Source organism: Parabacteroides distasonis ATCC 8503, from assembly GCF_000012845.1.
In the GTDB taxonomy this organism is placed as follows: domain Bacteria; phylum Bacteroidota; class Bacteroidia; order Bacteroidales; family Tannerellaceae; genus Parabacteroides; species Parabacteroides distasonis.
In genome coordinates, this window is sequence record NC_009615.1 from 1,163,548 (window position 1) to 1,182,044 (window position 18,497).

Here is an 18,497-nt window from a genome sequence, read left to right on the forward strand (position 1 = left end):
CTTATAAACAAATACAACGATGAGAAAGATCTTGAACATCATGGCAATCGCCCTTGCGATATTCTGCAGGATACCGGTGGAGGTGCACGGCCAGAGTTTCTTGAAGAAACTGAAACAGAAAGTGGGCAACGTAGTAGGTACCAAGGATGATACCGCCGAGATAGGAGAGGAGCCTTTCGTCGGTGGAGATGGCGATCAGCCGACACGATCTGTCACCCCCACGGATAAGCTACAAAAACGTCGCACGGCTACCGCCACGTGGGACGAGATGATCGCTCCCAGCAGAGCCAACTCGCCGGAGGCCTTGCTGAACGAGCTTCCCCCGTTGCCTTCCGTCGAGAGCATCGTCTACCCGGAGGAAACCGCCCGTGCGACCTACTACCGCAAGATCGTAGCCGTGGATATGCGTATAACGGAACTGGATTCGATACATACCTGCTCGGACGAGGAGATGATCGCCCTCCGGGATAAGTTCTATGTAGAGTTGGCCGATATCAACGGGATTACGGTGGAGGAAATGAAAAGCTTGGAAGACCCGAACCTCCCCGAAGCGGAAAAGGAACGCTTGATCGAGAAGATGAAGAACGCCTTGGTAGGCGATACCCGGGGGCTTGAGGCCATGGGCGCCGATCTGGAGAAACGTGAGGCAGCCAAAGGAGGCAAGTTGACCAACGAGGAGAAGATGGCCTTCTTAGCGGAGAACCAAGGCAACCTGAGCGACCTAGGTTCCATGATGGAAAAAATGCAGGCGACGAACGAGAAAACGACAGCCTTCAACGCCAAGTTCGTCAAGCTGGAACAAATGACCGTGCAGCAAACCGAGAAGATGAAAAAGATACTACAGGCGAGCGATGGCGCGATCACGAGTTGCGAGAAGATCGCCGGGGAATACGAATCGGAATTAAAGACCCTCTATGCCCAGATCTATGAGACCGACGACAGCCAGAAGGTTGAGGAACTTTATGCCCGTGCCGACGAGCGGATGAAAAACTATCGCCTCCGTGCCGCCAAGCTCTGGCGCAACAGCCTGCAAACCCAATTGGATGGGGTAAAGGCCATGTATCCGGACATCGTGAAGTTGCAGAAAGAGATGATGCAGGAGGGAATCATCCCGGCCTGCGCCGAGAAACGTGCCTCGTTCAACGCCGTGACCAATTACACCAATATCTTGCACAAGGCGTATTGCGACTTCCCGCAACCGCGGGTGTTGCCGGTCTACATGGAGACGATCATTGAGATTCCCGAGGGTGAGCACCTGTTTTACGCGGAGAGTGGTTTCGCCACGTCGGTCGACGGCTTCTTGAACAACAGCCGCGTCTACACCGCCGACAATGCGGGCAAGAGATACCTTTACGAAAACGGCAAGAAGCGGGAACTGGGGCCGAACGATCCCGGCGATTTCCAAGCGAAAGGGGCACGGACGGAACCCACCTACGGAGCTTGGACCTCGGCTAGCGGCACACGCAAGGTGACCTACACGCGCGACGGATCGCTTACCCTGCATGACGGCACCTCCTTCTATCCGCTGGCTTTCAAGAAGGAGAGCGACAGGCTGGTGTGGATCATCGCCTCGTCTGCAGGTGTTGAAAAATGCACGTACAAACTATAGCGGTATTCCTCGTTGCGTTGTTGGCGCGAGCTCTCAGCGGATCGACCGCCTTGGCGCAGGATTACCAAAAGATCTTTGAAAAGGAATGGATAGAAGCTGATAAGTACGTGGCGGGATAACGGGAGGTCTGGAACTTGATCTTCCCGGAGTTCGGTATCCGGACGGAGTTGGCCGTGGCGGTTGTCTTCCCCGAATTGGTTCGTTACTCGGCCTTGATGGACTTTATGGAGACAACAGCCGTCAAGGCGCTTTACCAGCAAAAGGGGGTAAAGGGAGCCGATTTCTCCATTGGCCGCTTCCAGATGAAGCCTTCCTTCGTGGAGGATCTGGAACGACAGTGGATGCGAACGGAATGGCGACACGAGTACGGGATCTATTTCGATCTCTCCGAGACGTTGGAGGCCCACCGCATATGCGTACTCCGGCTGGACGACCGGAACTGGCAATGTATTTATCTGGCCATGTTCTTGAAACTGTTATACCGCCGTTTCCCGGAACTGGCCGAGGAGGAGGATATCGAGCAAGTCCGCTTTTGCTCCACCGCCTACAACGCCTCGTTTTACGGCACCTACGAGCGCATCCGTAGCAAAAGCGCCCGCCGCTTCTACCATACTGATTTCATACCGACTCCCGGAACGAAGCGTTACGCTTATTCCGAGATAGCGGTCTTTTATTACAAGATAGCTCTCTGACATGCTGGAATGATTTTTATTTCCCTCCCTTCAAATCGTTCCAGCACTATGTGAAAGCAAGACACAAACGGGGATAGATTCTGGTAGACCCGTCGGAGACTCCGGAAGCGCAGGGATTCCTTCCCTCTGGCTTCCGGGGAATCCGATTCCCGACACCGGCTTCCCCTTATGAAGTGACAAGAATTAAAGAAACGAACGATAAAAAGAATGACTATGGCCAATTACGGTAAATATGGATTCCTTCCCGCCATCGCCCTCTGCCTTCTTTGGGCGACGGAGGTATCGTGGGCGCAGGTGAAGCTCGTGCGGATGCCCGTCGTTGAGAAGAGCGGTTCAATATCCTCTGGGAAGAGTATAATACGCTTATGGAGAATCAATTAAACACCGAGACGAAGCAAACACCCGCACAAATGCAAGGCGAATCGGGCGACGGTGGCCAGAGGGGAACGCTGGGGAGTCATCGACGAGCAAGACCATCGTGCGACGTTAACGGTGTCACACGTATGACATCAGCTGCCTCACACGTGCGACACCTAGAGCCTCACGCCTGCAAGACCGGCAACGAGAATAGAGAGAAATAACAATTATCACATTATCAACAATTTAAAACAAAACAAGATGGCAAAGTACAAGTTAATTAAGAAAGTGAATCCGCAGAAAAGACAGGAACCTGGCAAATGGTACGCGACCCCCAAAAGCGAGACCCCGCTCTCGGGCAAGGCGATGACGTGCGCCGCCACCGCCAACACCACTACTGCTCCCATCGAGATGGAGGCCTCGCTGGAGCTTCTGGCCAAGTTCGTGCCCCAACAACTCCAGCAGGGACACACGGTGAAGATACCGGGCTTGGGTACTTTTCGCCTCACCTTCAAGAGCGATGGCGTGGAAGATATTAACAGTTTCCGGGCGAACAGCATGATCAAGAACGTCCGGATCGTATTCACTCCCTCGAAAGAATTGCGGGAGAGCGTGCTCAGCGGCCTTACGTTCGAGGACGGCGGCGTACTGGAGGACGACATCAGCTACGCTTCTATAGCCGATTACCGTTTGGCCAAAGGTGTCCCGGAGGGCGGCGGAGACTCGGAAAGCCCGGGTGAGATTTAAGGTAACCATTAAAACAGGAACGGGATGAACATTTTCTCTTGCCATATACGCCGGATCGTGTTGTTGCTATTGGCACTCCTCTGAGTGCCGATGGCGACGCTACGGGCGCAGGAAGAAAAAGCGGACGGCACGAACCGGGTGATAGTATCCAAACAGGATATGCGGATAACCGTTCTTTGTCCGCAAGGCGATACGCTCGCCGTTTTTCCCATCGCTTGCGGACGCAATTACGGCGACAAGCAGCAGGAATGGGATTTCCGGACACCGGAAGGGCATTTCGTGATAGAGTCCGTGGAAGATACCTCCCTTTGGCCGCGAGACTCGACGAGGCAAGAAACTCCCGGCGAGATATACGGCCCCCGCTTCTTCCGCTTGAAAACACCCGGCTTCACGGGCATCGGCATACACGGGACCGCCAACCCCCAAGTGATACCCGGACGGATAACGATGGGCTGCATACGCCTCAGCAATGAGGACCTGAAAGCCTTCTCCCGGCTGGTGGACGTAGATACAAGGGTGGATATCCTGCCCGACAAAGGGAGAGAATGCGGCTCGCTTTCCAAGCTAGCCCGGGACGATGATTACTAACAACACTAAAAGGAATGGACATGAAAAGGTTAATCTTATTATTGATATGCGCGCTGTACGTAACGACGGCGGCGCAGGCGCAAATTTCTTTCTATGGTGAGTGGTGCCGGAAAGGGGGTGGCGAAAAGACCATCATGATCTTCGATATGAAGGAAAAGAAAGCCTACGTGATGAACGAGGCCCGGAAGACCTGCATGGTGATGGAGGAGATCGACAAGTTATCCACCAATAAGCTGGTGGGTTACGACTGGGAAGTGTCTCACTCTACCTCCCGAGAGTTTTTGGGCATGGAGGAGATAGACGGTAAGGAGTGTGCCCACTACTATGTCAAGAGCGAATCGATCTACAAGGATGGCGGCAAGGATGGCGCCGGCTATCACGAATGGATTTACTCGCCCATGAAGGTATCGAACTACAACGGCTGCATCGCCCACGACAATACGGTGTATGTGATGGACAGGACCATCGTGCTTCGCCGCGTCAAGATGGGGCCGCAACCGGCGCACCTCTTCCAAGTGCCCGAAGGGTATCAAATGACTGTGATGCCTGCCGGCGGCCTGCTGGAGATGATGACGGGGAAATCGTGCGAGGAGAACACCCAAAAAGTGGACGAGACACGCGATGCCATCCAAAAATCCAATGAGCAGATCAAGGAGCAACTGAAAGAGGTCAACGACAAGAGCAAGAGCGACGAGGAACGGATGAAGGCCTTGCTCGAGATGCTGGGCGGACAGAAGAAGAAATAGAGAAAAATTATTCACTTTAAAATAACAACGATTATGAAAACGAACATTAGATTTCTAGTTATGATCGCCGTTTCCTTGCTGACGGTATTGGGAATGAGCGCGCAAGAACCTTTCTTCCTACATAAGGAAGGCGTGAAACTGACTTACGCCGACAAGGACAAGAAAGGAAAGATCAACAGTTACACGGAGACTACCGCTACAAAGGTGACGGGAGACGCGGACAACTGCACCGTTACCTACTCGATGATGGTGATGGACAATAAAAAGAACCCGGTGCTCAAGCAACCGATGACACAGACATTCGAGGTGAAGAATGGCACGGTGACCTACGATCCCAAGTCGTTGGTAGGACAGATCATGGAGGGCATGCAAGTAACCGTGACCGGAACACCCTTCCAACTTCCCTCCAATGTCAAGGTAGGCGATACCTTCGGCGACTATACCATCACCTTGAACTTGGCCGGCATCAAGACCAATACGGAGGTGACGGGCGTGAAGGCCGTGGCCGAGGAAACCCTCGACGTGAACGGGACGAGTATCGACTGCGTCGTGATTGAGAACACTACCGTATCGAAAGTGATCGGTATCAAGCAGACCACTATCCAGAAGATCTGGTATGGCCACGGCATTGGCCCTGTGAAGACAAACATGTATAACAAGAAGGGAAAACTGATGACAAGCCAAGAGCTAGTTTCAATAGAAGGATTGTAAACCATTAAAAACATACGTATCATGAAACAGACATTATTTACATTCATGTTCATCATAAGCCTCGTGCTTATGACGGCATGCGGAGGTTCGCCGGTAGATAAAGCCTTGGCAAAACTGGATGATGCCATTGAAAAGCTGGAGAAAAAAGGAGATAAGATGACCAAGGACGAGATGGATGCCATCATGAAAGACTTGGAGGAACCCGTTAGCGTATTGAACAAAACGATAGAAGACAACGAGGTGGGAGGTGTCACCAAGATCAAGATAATCGCCAAGGTGACGAAACTGACGGCGCTGGCCACGAAGGTCGGGATAAAGAATCTGGATATGGGAGATTTCTCGGATAAGGCGAAAGGAACTAAGAAAGAGTAAGGTGGTATGGGAGATATTTTAACAGGAATCGTAAAAGGCTTGTCCGGATTCATGCTGCAGGATGATCCCGACGTGAAGATATTCAATGCCCAGACCGAGATGAAAGAGTTCTCGGAAAGGGAGGGAAAGATCTATGCCCGTCTCGGACGGCAAGTATATGAGACGGATGGCGGCGAGAACTATCCGGAGATAAGGGCAGAGCTAGATTTACTCGCAGCCAACAAGCAGGCGGCGGAAAGCCGCCTTCGAACGTGCCGAGGCCGAGGAACGTGCCCGCCGGGAAGCCGAGGAGCAGGAGCATAGCTGCCCCAATTGCGGGGCCTATAATCCGGAGGGAACCAACTTTTGCCAAGAGTGTGGAACCCGTTTGACGCAACCCGTGCAACAAGCGCCTGCGGCGAAACGTTTCTGCCCGAACTGCGGCACGGAAGTTATCGCCGGGCATCGTTTCTGCAGCGGTTGCGGAACAAAAATGGAATGATGTATAACAGTTACTTTAAAGAAAGGAGAAATCATGGCTTTTTGTACAAACTGCGGGACAAATGTCCCGGATGGCATAAAATTCTGTACCTCATGTGGTACGCCGATGTCGGTACAGGCACAACCGCAAGCCCCGCCACCGCCCCAGCAAACCTATGTGCAGCCGCAACCTGCGCCTCAGCCACTACCGCAGCAGGCTTATGCCCCGCCATCGCAACCGGCTTACGCACAACCTCAACCGGGATACGTGGCTCCGGCGGGCGATCCGAACGCTCCGCTTCCCCCGGGAAGCAAGTATGAACCGATCACGACGGGTGGGTATATCGGTATCTTCCTGTTGATGCTTCTTCCGTTGATCAATCTCATCCTACTCATTATCTGGGCCTGCGGAGGCTGCCAGAAGGTGAACAAGGCGAACTTCGCCCGTGCGATGCTGATCATGATGATAATCGGTTCGGTCTTGTCGTTGCTGATGTTCTTCGCCGTACGGATGCTGTTCGGTAGCGAGATAGACAGCTTGATGGAAGCTTTCGGAGATCTACTCAAATAATAACAATACTAAAATTAGGAGGAAACAAATTATGGCATTCTGTGGAAAATGTGGACAACAAGTGAATGAAGGCGTGAGATTTTGCCCGGCCTGCGGATCACCTATGCAAATAGTTGCCGCCGAACCGAACAGGCAACAGACACCTCCGCCGGTACAACCGACCGATGCGGAATCAATGGCTAAGGCTACCGCCACGGCCGATGCCTTGAGCGACAAATTAAGTGGTATGAACAAGACCGCGGACCTGACCGACCAGTTCGATAAAGCCGATGTAGAGCAAAATAAGGTAATGGCTATCCTTGCTTATTTCGGGATTCTGGTATTGATCCCGATCCTTGCGGCCAAGGACTCGAAATTCGCCCGGTTCCATGCCAACCAAGGCTTGCTTTTATGCATCGCCATGTTTGGCTGGATCATAGCGGACTCCGTTCTGACCGCCCTCTTGCGGGCGATCCTATGGAGGGGATTGGGCTTATGGAGCATCTACTCTCTTTGCGGTACGGTATTGAACCTCGTTTACATCGTGTTTACGGTACTGGCAGTCATCGGTATCATTAACGCGCTGAACGGGCGAGCTAAGGAATTACCTATCATCGGTAAATACCGTCTGTTGAAATAGCATAATAACCCATAAATGTATACTTTATGACAGCAAAAGAGATTTTCTTCAAGACCCTGCAATTCGGTTGGATAAAACTAGGATTAGGATTGCTGAATATATTGATAGCCGTGCTGCTCTTCGCTATCTTGATGGGCATATCGGTCCTGTTCAATAGCGACGGAGTGGTAGCGATCATGTTTTTCATCTGGTTGGGACTTATAGGGGTAGTGAATTTCTTCTTGAATCACTACATCGGTTATCTCGTAAAAGCCGGGCATGTGGCCGTGATCGCGATGGCGTATCAAACCGGCTATGTACCTGCCAAACCCTTCGAGATGGGAAAGACGATGGTAAAGGAACGTTTCGGTACATCTAACGTGTATTTTGCCTTGGATAAACTTGTGGCGGGTTCCATTAAACAGTTACAACGTACGTTGGGACGTGTTACGGACAGTTTGCTCGGGGCGCTCCCCGGAGCTGACGGGATAAAGAGCCTCACCAACATGTTTCTCGATATCTCGTTGGGGTATGTGGACGAGTGCTGCTTAGGTTACACCTTTTACCATCCGGCTCAAAACCCTTATAAATCGGCGGCAGATGGTGTCATTATCTATTTTCAGAACGTGGAAGACGTTGCTCAAGGATGCGGCGAAGACAACGGGGATGGTCATCTTATCGTTCGTGGTGGTTACGTTGATTGCGTTTATCCTCTTCGGTGGATTGTTCCGCTTGTTCGGCTGGAGCGGTTTCATGGCTTTCATTATTTCATTGTTGTTCGCCTATACAGTAAAGTATGCCTTTATTGATAGCTGGATCTTGGTGAAAATGATGAGCAGCTATATGCAAGTAGCTCCCGCCACGCAAGTTACTTTCGATCTGTATGGTAAGTTGAGCGGCTTGTCCGGTAAGTTCAAGGAGCTTTTCAAGAAAGGTAACGAGATGCCGCAACCGAATCCCACCGCTACTTCCGCAGCACAAGATCCTTTGCGACCGCAGATACCGGGACAGGTCTCAACGCCGGAAAGCCGCTTTTGCCCTCAATGCGGAATGCAATTAGCTCCGACCGCTACATTTTGCGGGAATTGCGGAGAAAGGTTATAGTTTTTAAGTTTAATCGTAAAAAATCAAGAATATGAAACGAGTATTATTTACATTGGTAGCCTGTTTAGTAGGTATTTCTTCATTGATGGCGCAATCATTCTCTCTTCCGGGGTATTTGTTTGGAAGATGTCCGGACTATAGTATTACCTATGACAAGAACGATGCGCAGGAACAGAAAGATGTTTATATATGCGATGGTAATAAAAGCGTGGTTCGTATAGACAGTTATAAATGGAACTCAAGTTCGTCTGATTGGGTATATGATGGCAAGACCGTGATGGAGAATGATAACCAAGGACGCACTTTGGTCGCTATCTCTTATTCGGCAGCCGACGTGGCAGGCGAGAAAACAGAATACACTTATACCGGAAATGGCTATGAGAAGTTCTCCGTCACTTCCTCCAGCTTTGAGGGAGGCGCATGGAAAGCCGAGGCGAAAGTGGATATAGAAGCCACTTTCAACAAAGATAAATATCCGGTCTCGATACTCATGACAGGTACGGCTGAGGGAGAGACGTTCAAGATGAAAATGGAGTGGTCTTACGATAAGAATGTCACGAAAACCTCGTCTTCCATTGATTTCGGTGGTAGTTGGATGCTTATGTCAGAAAGCAAGACGGAGATCGTGGACGCGGGAAACCCGATGATTTCGAAAAATTATCAGAAAATGTATTTCCCCGCTGAGACAAGCTGGGAATATTCAGGAAAGACACATGACTATTTCAATGGAACAACCTCTATCGCTCCTGTAGTAGAGGAGAACGAACTGAAACTTCATATTTATGGAGATGTGTTGGAAGTACAAGGAACGGAAAGCGGGATTTCTATTTATGCGATAACTGGAGGGAAAATGGCAGAGAGTAAGTCGAATCGTATTGACATCTCTCGCTTGCCAGCAGGAATCTATTTGCTAAATACAGCTAGAGGTTCTATAAAGTTTATTCATAAATAAGCAAAAGTAAGGTGCGCCTTACTGAATGTGTGAGGCGCACCTTTTTTATTTGAATCGTTTTACTGTCTATTAACTCAATCCCTCAATCATGCCATCCACGATATCGATCTTTCGGGCTTGCGGCTCTTTCGGGAGTCCCGGCATACGCATGATCTCGCCCATGACGACAACGATCATCTCGGCTCCGTTATTGATGATTACATCTCGTACTTTTAGTTCGAAATCTTTGGCGACCCCATAAGCTTTCGGATCGGAAGAGAATGAATATTGAGTCTTGGCGATACAGATCGGATAATGGGAAATACCCAAGCTTTCGATCTGACGCAATTTTTTATCGGCCAAAGTCGTATAAACAATCGAAGAAGCTCCGTATATCTTCTGGGCCACTTTTTGTACCTTCGTACGGATCGGATCATTCAGATCATATGTATATTGTAAAGGAGCGGAAGGATGATTTTCGATCGTATCAACCACTAAGCGGGCAAGCTCCGTACCCCCTTCACCGCCTTCGGCGAAAACGTTATTCATGGCGAATCCAACCCCTTTCTCCTCGCAATGCTCAGCCACTAACGCAATCTCCTCGTCCGTATCGGTAGCGAAACGGTTGAAAGTAACGATTACTTGCTGGCCGAAGCTCTTCATATTCTCAATGTGTTTATCTAAGTTAGCGAATCCGTTCTTTAATCCTTCGATATTCGGTTCCTTGATTTCTTTCTCCGGAACGCCACCATGAAGTTTCAAGCTCTGGGCAGTCGCTACGATGACTGTCAGTTTCGGTGAAAGCCCCGCTTTTCTACATTTGATATTAAAGAATTTCTCTGCGCCCAGATCAGCGCCGAAACCAGCCTCCGTAATCACATAATCTCCATAAGTAAGAGCCATTTGGGTGGCCGATATGGAATTACATCCATGGGCGATATTAGCGAAAGGACCTCCATGTACAAATGCGGGAGTATTCTCCGTTGTTTGTACAAGGTTCGGCAGTAATGCGTCTTTTAGCAATACGGTAATAGCTCCGGCTATGCCAAGATCATTTACCGTGAAAGGCTTATCTTCGTTTGTATAACCCAATAAAATATTTCCGACACGTCGTTTCAAATCCTCTATATCCGTAGCCAAGCAAAGGATCGCCATGATCTCTGAAGCGGGAGTGATGTCAAATCCGGTCTCGGTAGGGACACCGTTCGCCGAGCCGCCTAGACCCGATACGATGTTACGTAAGCTACGGTCGTTTACGTCAAGAACCCGTTTCCATTTGATCTCCTTCAATCCCTCGCAGGTGTTGCGGGTCTGATAAATATAGTTATCCAATAAAGCGGTAATCATATTGTGGGCGGAAGTAACCGCATGAAAATCCCCTGTAAAATGCAAGTTGATGTTTTCCATGGGAAGCACTTGGGCATATCCACCTCCGGCAGCACCACCTTTCATGCCGAAACACGGGCCAAGAGACGGCTCACGTAAAGCGACCACCGCTTTCTTCCCTATTTTATTCAGCCCTAAAGCCAGACCGATCGAAACCGTAGTCTTTCCGATTCCCGCTTTAGTGGGAGTGATAGCGGTCACTAAAATTAAATTATGCTGGTCCATTTGCTTTTTATCGATCAAATGGATAGGAACCTTGGCAATATACCTGCCATAATTTTGTACTTCCTCACGAGGGATACCTAACGTTGTCGCAACTTCCTTAATTTTACGCAAGTCTGTTTCTCTTGCTATCTCAATGTCCGATTTCATGTGCTTTATGTAAGTTTATATAGTTTGAACAAAGTAAATCTAATTTATTATAATAACAAAATGATACGGAACAAGGTTTTCCCCCTTTATGGAATAATAAGATTGTGTTATTTTGATATTTTTGTGCGAAGATGGCGAGGATCTTGCTTTTTGTGATAGCTGTCAGGCTTGAAATTAAACTTTTTGTAAAGTGAGCTTTGCAAAAATCATACGTTTTGCTTGTTGTACTTTTAAAGAATTATAAAATAGTCTTTAAAATTATTCATCTGTAATAATTTGATTAATTTTGTGATGTCACAACGATAAAAAGAAACCTAAAATGGTTTGAGTGTGATAAATTGAAACAGATAAGAGACTAATAACATTAGCAATATAATATGTAAATTTAAGGTTATGTCAACAGTAAGATTTAGTCAGGTTACATTTGCTACTAAATCGTGGGTAGCAGAAGCATGGGAAAAGATGGTAGTGGAATTGTTTAGCGGTCGTGTCGTAGCGGAAGTCAAACAATTGGATGAAGTATGTGAATCAAAGTGGGAAGTAGAATTGAAGAAGCTTCAAAACGAGGTTCATTCTTTATGTCATCATGCGATCCATCAATTGCTCCCGATAGCCGGCTCTTATCAACAGGCGTTACTGGATGACGTTGCCCAAGCCTATACGGTATACGCTCCGGAAGAAGCAGAGTCTATCTTCAACCGGGGAAACCAAGCGATCGAGGATATCAAAGGACATGTATCGGGTATTCGCTACAACGCTTGTAAAATGCGTGAGGCGAACCGTAAAGTAAGCGAGTTGGAAGATATGCACGCAAAAGCGGTCATGTACCATAATTCAGTGAAACCTTATATGGATACACTTCGTTTCCATATCGATCAGCTTAAGCATATATTGCATGTAGCGTAATAAGATGGGCTGTCCGGGTTTGGTTACTCTCCGGGCAGCCTTCTTCTTTTAGCGAGGTTGGATAATCAGTAGGGAGAAATAGGGGAAATCCTTGGAATGTATAGTGGCGATATCAGTAGTATAATATTCTTTTCTTGTTCCTACATTCTCGAAATAATGAAAAACCGCCTTATCCGCATACTGCCGGATACAAGTATGAATAGCCTCTTGGCAACCCGGTAATTTCATGATGACGATGATCATTCCATTTTCTATTTTTGCCGAAAGTTCATCGAACGACGCAGTCCCGGGGATTACGTTAATTTGCTCCTCTTGTTTTACGATATGTATCCCGGCCAAGGCACCTGCCGCTATAAATGCCGGAATTCCTGCGATTCGATCTACCGGGATTCCTGTTTCCTCGAATTTATCGTATACATATTGTATAGATGAATAAAAACCAGCGTCTCCCTCGGCGACGATCACGATTTGTTTCCCTTTCAAATATTCAGCTTGGGCATCCAGAAACAATTCGTTATAAGCGTTTAACGCATCTGTCCGTTCCTTACTCATTGGCAAAATAAACGGATGGATCAAGGATTCGTCTACCTCAATAGCTTTCAATATATCCGTCGCCCGAGATATGATTCCATGCTTGCCTTGTGTAGCAGGACAATAGATAATATCAGCCTTTTGTAATGTTTTAAGCCCTTTCAGCGTAATTAATTCCGGATCACCGGGACCTAATGAGACGAAGTGAATAGGATGATTCATGTGTATCTGTTTTTATTTGAAACGCAAAAGTCCTTAAAATTGTGGATGTATACAAATATTCTTACTACTTTTGTCACTGTAACAGGCTCCGCTTATCTCTTTTTCCGGGAGGCGGATTAAAAGGGAACCGGGTGAGAATCCCGGACAGACCACGCTGCTGTGAACTTTTAAACATTCGGACAATACCTTGGCCACTGGTTTTGTAATCGGGAAGGCGTCCTGAATGGAAGTAAGTCAGAAGACCTGCCGGTTCATAAATAAATGTTGCTGTCCCGTGGAGCAGGACGAGAGTAACTGTCAATGATCAACTGTCAATTAAACAAGGATTATGAATAAGTTTATAGCGGGTGGATGCTTGCTTTTATCGGTATTGACTTTATCATGTACTTCAGGTATCCGTGAAAAAGGAGAAATAGGGAAGACGGCTTCCGTAGAGCAATCTGCGTTCTCGCAAGAGCAGGTTAAGCCTTTATACGCCCAAGGATTCAAGCTTACCTATGCGGATCAATATCTCTTGGCTGATATCCAAGATCCTCAAAATGAGGAAAGCACCACGTTTCATTATGCGTTCGTGAAAAGAGGTGCGAAACCCACGGGGATTCCCGCTGATTATACGGTGATAGAGCTTCCTATCCGAAGCGTTATCTGTATGACTTCCCTGCAATTATCGAACTTTATTAAATTGGGTGCCTTGGATAGGGTCGTTGGGATTACCAGTACACGGCATTTGTTCAATAAAGAGATGAACGAACGCCTGAAAGAAGGTAAAACCGCTAAGATCGGTATCGAGGGGAATTTCGATAACGAGGTTATCATGAGCGTGAATCCTGATTTGATCCTTGTATCGCCATTCAAGCGGGGAGGCTATGAGATGCTGAAAGACGTGGGTATTCCCTTGATTCCCCATTTGGGTTATAAGGAGACTACGCCATTGGGACAGGCCGAGTGGATCAAGTTCGTAGGCTTGCTGTTGGGGATAGAGAAAGATGGCAATGAGCGTTTCGCCACCATCGAGAAGAGGTATAATGAATTAAAGGAACTTACGGCGGATGGTAAGGTTAAAAAACGTCCGATCGTTTTTAGTGGCGAGTTACGGGGTGGAAACTGGTATGCCGTAGGAGGAAAGAGCTTCTTAGCGCAACTTTTCAAGGATGCCGGCGCTGATTATTTCTTGAAAGATGATGAGCGATCCGGTGGTGTTACATTAGACTTCGAGACGGTCTATAACCAAGCGGACGACGCTGATTATTGGCGTATCGTGAATAGTTTCCCGGGAACGTTCAGCTATGAGGCATTGAAAGAGCAAGATCCTCGTTATGAGGATTTCCGTGCGTTCCGGGAGAAAGGAATTATCTATTGTAATATGAAGAACACGCCGTTTTATGAGAGTATGCCGACAGAACCGGAGATCGTCCTAGCGGATTTGCTTCATATCTTTCATCCGGATTTATTACCGGATCATGAGTCGGTCTATTATTCTCGACTTAAATAAGGAACACTGATGAGACATTCAAATACCCTATGGATGCTGGCGATTGTCACGGCTATTTTTGTTCTAATCTTTTTGAATTTGGTGTTGGGGTCAGTCTCTATTCCTCTTCAATCGGTTTGGCATATTATCTGGAATTTAGGAAATGAGCCTATTACATGGCAGAATATTATCTGGAAATCCCGACTACCACAGGCATTGACAGCGTTGGTAGCGGGAGCTGGCTTATCCATCAGCGGCTTACAGATGCAAACCGTTTTCCGTAATCCATTGGCCGGACCTTCGGTCTTAGGTATCAGTTCGGGAGCGAGCATGGGTGTCGCTTTCGTGGTGTTGTTAAGCGGTAGTTTAGGGGGCGTTGCCTTGAGTAAACTTGGTTTTATGGGGGAGATCGCCTTATCGATAGCGGCCGTGATCGGTTCCTTATCCGTGATGGCGCTGATCGTGTATGTTTCCCAAAAGGTAAAAGGAAATGTCACGTTGTTGATTATCGGTGTGATGATCGGTTACGTGGCAAACGCCGTGATCGGTGTACTTAAATTCTTTAGCGTCGAGGAGGATATCCGTGCATACGTGATTTGGGGATTGGGTAGTTTCGCCCGTGTTTCCGGTAATCAGATGACGTTGTTCGTGATTCTTATGACAATCTTGATCCCTCTCTCGTTCCTGCTTATCAAGACCATGAACTTGATGCTTCTTGGGGATAGCTACGCACGCAATTTGGGACTTAATATCAAGCGGGCCCGTTTGTTGGTTATCACCTCGGCTGGGGTCCTTACGGCGATTGTCACTGCTTATTGCGGACCTATTATCTTCTTGGGGCTAGCCGTTCCGCATTTATGCCGGGCCATATTTCAAACTTCCGACCATCGGATTTTAATGCCTGCGGTCTTATTCGCCGGTGCGGCGTTGGCGTTGATCTGTAATTTGATCGCCCGTATGCCGGGGTTCGAGGGAGCGTTACCTGTCAACTCGGTAACCGCTTTAGTAGGTGCTCCAGTAGTGGCCTCAGTATTATTTAGAAAACGTAAGAATGAATTGAACGAGCAAGATGAAACAAGATACGATTCATATTAACGGACTTTCGATCGGTTACCATTCTAAGAGTAGTACAAAGCTGGTAGCTAAAGGTATACACTCTACGATCTATAGTGGTGAATTAACCTGTTTGCTGGGTGCTAACGGGGTGGGGAAGTCTACTTTATTGCGCACGTTATCGGCTTTCCAACCTAAATTAGATGGGGAAATATTGGTCCTAGGAAAAGATATAGATACTTATTCCGATAAGGAATTGAGCACCACGATCGGTGTCGTGCTGACCGATAAATGTGAGATCCGGAATATGTTGGTACGGGAATTGGTCGGGATGGGACGTAGCCCGTATACCGGCTTCTGGGGTAAGTTGAGCAAGGATGATAAGCGGATCGTGGAAGAATCCATCGCCCTTGTCCGCATTGAGGAACTAGCATCCCGCATGGTCCATACCTTATCGGATGGAGAACGCCAGAAAGTGATGATCGCTAAGGCGCTCGCTCAGGAGACTCCGGTTATTTACTTGGATGAACCTACCGCATTCCTTGATTTCCCCAGCAAGGTAGAGATTATGCAATTACTCCATCATCTAACCCGGAAAACGAATAAGACGATATTTATGTCCACTCACGATTTGGAGCTGGCTCTTCAGATATCGGATAAGATCTGGTTAATGGACAAAGCGAATGGTATCTCTACCGGTACTCCCGAGGATTTGGCATTGAGTGGTCATCTAAGCAACTTTTTCGCCCGGAAAGGGATTGTTTTCGATAAGGATACCGGATTATTCCGTATAGATAATCAATTCTCTCGACAGATTCGCCTCGTTGGACATGGACAGAAATACGCTATGGTGCGTAAAGGGCTCCAGCGAAACGGAATTTTGGCGAATCGGGAAGTGGAATCGAATATTTGGATTGAGACTGGCGATTTAAAGACCACCCACTTTATCATCCATGAGACTTCCGGCGGTACCTATATCACCCAAACGATAGAAGAATTACTTGCCTATTTTGATACTGAAAAATCATAACTATGAAATTTTCAATTCATAACTATGTTTTTCTTCATTCATAGTTATGAATTTTTTCCATTTACATCCATTGTTTTAAAGTAAGCTAGCTTCGTCGACTTTCCTGTAATTGCTTGAAAGATACATACAACTTTAATTCCACCATTCCTGTCACTCCTACGGCTGTGTGGAGTACAGGTGTTGTATATACCAACACATCTTCTCGCTTTTCAATTTCAGTTTGATCAAATGGTCCGGGAACAGCCACCCCTAATACTTGTCTGCCTTTCGTAGGGAATGGCTACAGACAAGAAGAATAAGCTTCCCATACAGATAATTTTTCTTGTTCCCATATAATTATTATTTAAAAGTTTTTAGTTACAAAAATAGCGGTTATTTGGGGTGTAGACTGTATCAATTCCACAGATATAATAACCAATTTCATCGGACGGTGAGAAACGTATGAAAGAAAAGGTTATCTTTGCAATCGAAGCCAAATACAATTGAAGATGAATGAGATAAAGAGAATAGACACTGTGCAGCAATACAACGATTATTTCGGTATGGAAACGTTGCATCCGCTGGTTACGGTCATCGATGCGCGAGAGGCTAATCCGGTACATTTCTGTCCGAAACTCTATAATTTGTATGCTATCTTGATGAAAGACCCGGACTGTGGTACTCTCAAATATGGTCGTAGCATCTATGACTATCAGCAAGGCACGATGCTTTTTCTCGCTCCGGGGCAGGTCATGGGGTCTGACGATGACGGTCAGTTGCATCAACCCGGTGGATGGCTGCTCGCTTTTCATCCCGAACTGGTACGTAACACTCCGTTAGCCCAATTCATCAAAAACTATAGTTTCTTCTCCTATTCCGCCAATGAAGCACTCCACTTGTCTGAACAGGAAAGGCGAACCATTATTGACTGCATGTGCAAAATCAGAGAAGAATTGCTCCATCCCATAGACAAGCATACGAAATCACTGATTACAGACAATATAAAACTCCTACTTGATTATTGTGAGCGGTTCTATGACCGTCAATTCGAAACGCGGGAGAATGTGAATCTTGACATCTTAGCCCGATTTGAGCAAACGCTGGATGATTATCTTGCGTCCAATCTTCCCATAAGTAAAGGTACGCCCACCGTGCAGTATTGTGCCGACAAGCTTTGCCTGTCGGCTAACTATCTAAGCGACCTTCTGAAAAAGGAAACCGGTGTTTCTGCGTTGAAACATATCCAGCAGAAGATGCTCGATATAGCGAAAGAGCGTGTATTCGATGTCACCAAATCCATCAGCGAGATATCCTACGAATTGGGATTTCCATATCCGCAACATTTCAGCCGTTGGTTCAAGAAAATGGTTGGGGTTACACCTAATGAATATAGACAAAATCGAAACAATTAGACATTTAAACCACGGATCGTAATATTGCGATCACGGTTTAGTCAATCATAAAGGCACGGACATAACGGCAAGATGTCTGCGCCTTCGTATTTCCTAGTCCTTATCAATTCAACGTCATGTAACAATATGAAGTTTGCATGTATGGATCTTTACACGGTTCCCCCGTCGGGAATCGTGCTACCTCGTGCGTGCCGTTTCGGACAGTAAGTCCTAAATGTTAAATGAGTAGTGAGATGTAAAGAGACAAACGGTAAAATAAACGATAATGTAAAATGAATCGAAAAACAGAAGTGATTGAGAATAAAGAAGTATGGAGAAAAAAAATGTCTCTTTCTTACGCAGAAAGAGACAACTCTCAGAATGACGGATAAATAGTATAAATTCTATCTTGGGGTGACTTGGTGACCGATTACAATATCTATCAAGATTATCATTATAAGCTGACGGTGAATATCGCCGGCCCTAATAGTGCCGACCTCCGTGTAACGATAACAAACGGCAACGTGGCTGTCTTTGATGATGTGGACAATGTCGAGAATACCGTTAATTTTGGTGAAGAGAAATAGTATCCATTCTAAGGGCTGTGCAGGAATGCCTTGACGAATCTACCCTTTGGCATTCCTGCATGAACTATCTTAAATAAATGAGAA

At 47.2% G+C, this 18,497-nt stretch carries 24 protein-coding genes and 1 riboswitch; of the genes, 22 read left to right on the forward strand and 2 right to left on the reverse strand.

The annotated features are described in order from the left end of the window. Nucleotides 1–19: 19 nt before the first annotated feature. From BDI_RS05015 to BDI_RS05075, 16 genes are all read left to right on the forward strand, one after another. Complete coding sequence (locus BDI_RS05015; RefSeq protein WP_005857131.1) at nt 20–1,609, forward strand: hypothetical protein; 1,590 nt, start codon at nt 20–22, stop codon at nt 1,607–1,609. Then, a complete protein-coding gene (locus BDI_RS20850) occupies nt 1,591–1,728 on the forward strand; it encodes a hypothetical protein (RefSeq protein WP_154394869.1) in 138 nt (45 codons plus the stop codon). Before BDI_RS05015 ends, BDI_RS20850 begins: the two co-directional genes overlap by 19 nt. A 15-nt stretch (nt 1,729–1,743) precedes the next feature. Continuing rightward, entirely contained in the window at nt 1,744–2,301 is a 558-nt protein-coding gene (locus BDI_RS05020) for a hypothetical protein (RefSeq protein WP_005857129.1), read from the forward strand. Nucleotides 2,302–2,514: 213 nt separating this feature from the next. After that, the gene (locus tag BDI_RS20990; protein WP_005857127.1) at nt 2,515–2,682 is read left to right on the forward strand and encodes a hypothetical protein; all 168 of its coding nucleotides are present in this window, start codon (nt 2,515–2,517) and stop codon (nt 2,680–2,682) included. 237 nt (nt 2,683–2,919) lie between these two features. Then, complete coding sequence (locus tag BDI_RS05025; RefSeq protein WP_005857125.1) at nt 2,920–3,405, forward strand: HU family DNA-binding protein; 486 nt, start codon at nt 2,920–2,922, stop codon at nt 3,403–3,405. A 90-nt stretch (nt 3,406–3,495) separates the two neighbouring features. Beyond that, nucleotides 3,496–3,993 carry a L,D-transpeptidase gene (locus BDI_RS05030; protein WP_041525560.1) on the forward strand — a complete coding sequence of 166 codons (498 nt, stop codon included), beginning with the start codon at nt 3,496–3,498 and terminating at the stop codon, nt 3,991–3,993. A 20-nt stretch (nt 3,994–4,013) separates the two neighbouring features. Continuing rightward, nucleotides 4,014–4,739 (forward strand): DUF4412 domain-containing protein, encoded by a 726-nt coding sequence (locus BDI_RS05035; protein ID WP_011966278.1) that lies wholly within the window; start codon nt 4,014–4,016, stop codon nt 4,737–4,739. Nucleotides 4,740–4,772: 33 nt separating this feature from the next. Continuing rightward, the gene (locus BDI_RS05040; RefSeq protein WP_041525561.1) at nt 4,773–5,450 is read left to right on the forward strand and encodes a TapB family protein; all 678 of its coding nucleotides are present in this window, start codon (nt 4,773–4,775) and stop codon (nt 5,448–5,450) included. Between the two features lie 21 nt (nt 5,451–5,471). After that, complete coding sequence (locus tag BDI_RS05045) at nt 5,472–5,822, forward strand: hypothetical protein (RefSeq protein ID WP_005857116.1); 351 nt, start codon at nt 5,472–5,474, stop codon at nt 5,820–5,822. 6 nt (nt 5,823–5,828) lie between these two features. After that, on the forward strand, nt 5,829–6,125 hold the full coding sequence (locus tag BDI_RS05050; RefSeq protein WP_041525562.1) for a hypothetical protein: 297 nt from the start codon (nt 5,829–5,831) through the stop codon (nt 6,123–6,125). Beyond that, entirely contained in the window at nt 6,028–6,303 is a 276-nt protein-coding gene (locus BDI_RS21455; protein WP_080504965.1) for a zinc-ribbon domain-containing protein, read from the forward strand. Before BDI_RS05050 ends, BDI_RS21455 begins: the two co-directional genes overlap by 98 nt. A 33-nt stretch (nt 6,304–6,336) precedes the next feature. Next, nucleotides 6,337–6,852, forward strand: a complete 516-nt coding sequence (locus tag BDI_RS05060) for a zinc-ribbon domain-containing protein (RefSeq protein WP_005857112.1) — start codon at nt 6,337–6,339, stop codon at nt 6,850–6,852. A 31-nt stretch (nt 6,853–6,883) separates the two neighbouring features. After that, complete coding sequence (locus BDI_RS05065) at nt 6,884–7,471, forward strand: DUF4870 domain-containing protein (protein WP_005857110.1); 588 nt, start codon at nt 6,884–6,886, stop codon at nt 7,469–7,471. Nucleotides 7,472–7,497: 26 nt separating this feature from the next. Then, nucleotides 7,498–8,259, forward strand: a complete 762-nt coding sequence (locus BDI_RS05070; protein ID WP_011966282.1) for a hypothetical protein — start codon at nt 7,498–7,500, stop codon at nt 8,257–8,259. Nucleotides 8,260–8,278: 19 nt separating this feature from the next. After that, the gene (locus BDI_RS21150) at nt 8,279–8,554 is read left to right on the forward strand and encodes a zinc ribbon domain-containing protein (protein WP_227742552.1); all 276 of its coding nucleotides are present in this window, start codon (nt 8,279–8,281) and stop codon (nt 8,552–8,554) included. Nucleotides 8,555–8,585: 31 nt separating this feature from the next. Continuing rightward, nucleotides 8,586–9,506, forward strand: coding sequence for a hypothetical protein (locus BDI_RS05075; protein ID WP_005857106.1), 921 nt, complete (start codon nt 8,586–8,588; stop codon nt 9,504–9,506). A gap of 69 nt (nt 9,507–9,575) precedes the next feature. On the opposite strand, the gene BDI_RS05080 is transcribed toward BDI_RS05075, so the two are convergent. Then, the gene (locus tag BDI_RS05080; protein WP_005857104.1) at nt 9,576–11,243 is read right to left on the reverse strand and encodes a formate--tetrahydrofolate ligase; all 1,668 of its coding nucleotides are present in this window, start codon (nt 11,241–11,243) and stop codon (nt 9,576–9,578) included. A gap of 393 nt (nt 11,244–11,636) precedes the next feature. On the opposite strand from BDI_RS05080, the gene BDI_RS05085 reads away from it, so the two are divergent. Beyond that, entirely contained in the window at nt 11,637–12,149 is a 513-nt protein-coding gene (locus BDI_RS05085) for a hypothetical protein (protein ID WP_005857102.1), read from the forward strand. A 48-nt stretch (nt 12,150–12,197) separates the two neighbouring features. Here BDI_RS05085 and BDI_RS05090 read toward each other — a convergent pair whose 3' ends face one another. Then, nucleotides 12,198–12,902 carry a precorrin-2 C(20)-methyltransferase gene (locus BDI_RS05090; RefSeq protein ID WP_005857099.1) on the reverse strand — a complete coding sequence of 235 codons (705 nt, stop codon included), beginning with the start codon at nt 12,900–12,902 and terminating at the stop codon, nt 12,198–12,200. A gap of 66 nt (nt 12,903–12,968) precedes the next feature. Beyond that, a riboswitch (cobalamin riboswitch) is annotated at nt 12,969–13,167 on the forward strand. A gap of 63 nt (nt 13,168–13,230) precedes the next feature. Between BDI_RS05090 and BDI_RS05095 the strand changes: the two genes are divergently transcribed. The 5 genes from BDI_RS05095 to BDI_RS20995 all read left to right on the forward strand — a co-directional run bounded on the left by BDI_RS05095 (nt 13,231) and on the right by BDI_RS20995 (nt 18,413). Next, entirely contained in the window at nt 13,231–14,394 is a 1,164-nt protein-coding gene (locus tag BDI_RS05095) for an ABC transporter substrate-binding protein (protein ID WP_011966284.1), read from the forward strand. Between the two features lie 9 nt (nt 14,395–14,403). Then, nucleotides 14,404–15,468 carry an iron ABC transporter permease gene (locus tag BDI_RS05100; RefSeq protein ID WP_011966285.1) on the forward strand — a complete coding sequence of 355 codons (1,065 nt, stop codon included), beginning with the start codon at nt 14,404–14,406 and terminating at the stop codon, nt 15,466–15,468. Then, entirely contained in the window at nt 15,443–16,456 is a 1,014-nt protein-coding gene (locus BDI_RS05105; protein ID WP_005857094.1) for an ABC transporter ATP-binding protein, read from the forward strand. Before BDI_RS05100 ends, BDI_RS05105 begins: the two co-directional genes overlap by 26 nt. A 488-nt stretch (nt 16,457–16,944) precedes the next feature. After that, on the forward strand, nt 16,945–17,847 hold the full coding sequence (locus BDI_RS05110; protein ID WP_005857092.1) for a helix-turn-helix domain-containing protein: 903 nt from the start codon (nt 16,945–16,947) through the stop codon (nt 17,845–17,847). Between the two features lie 398 nt (nt 17,848–18,245). Further along, entirely contained in the window at nt 18,246–18,413 is a 168-nt protein-coding gene (locus BDI_RS20995) for a hypothetical protein (RefSeq protein WP_008779843.1), read from the forward strand. Nucleotides 18,414–18,497: the final 84 nt, after the last annotated feature.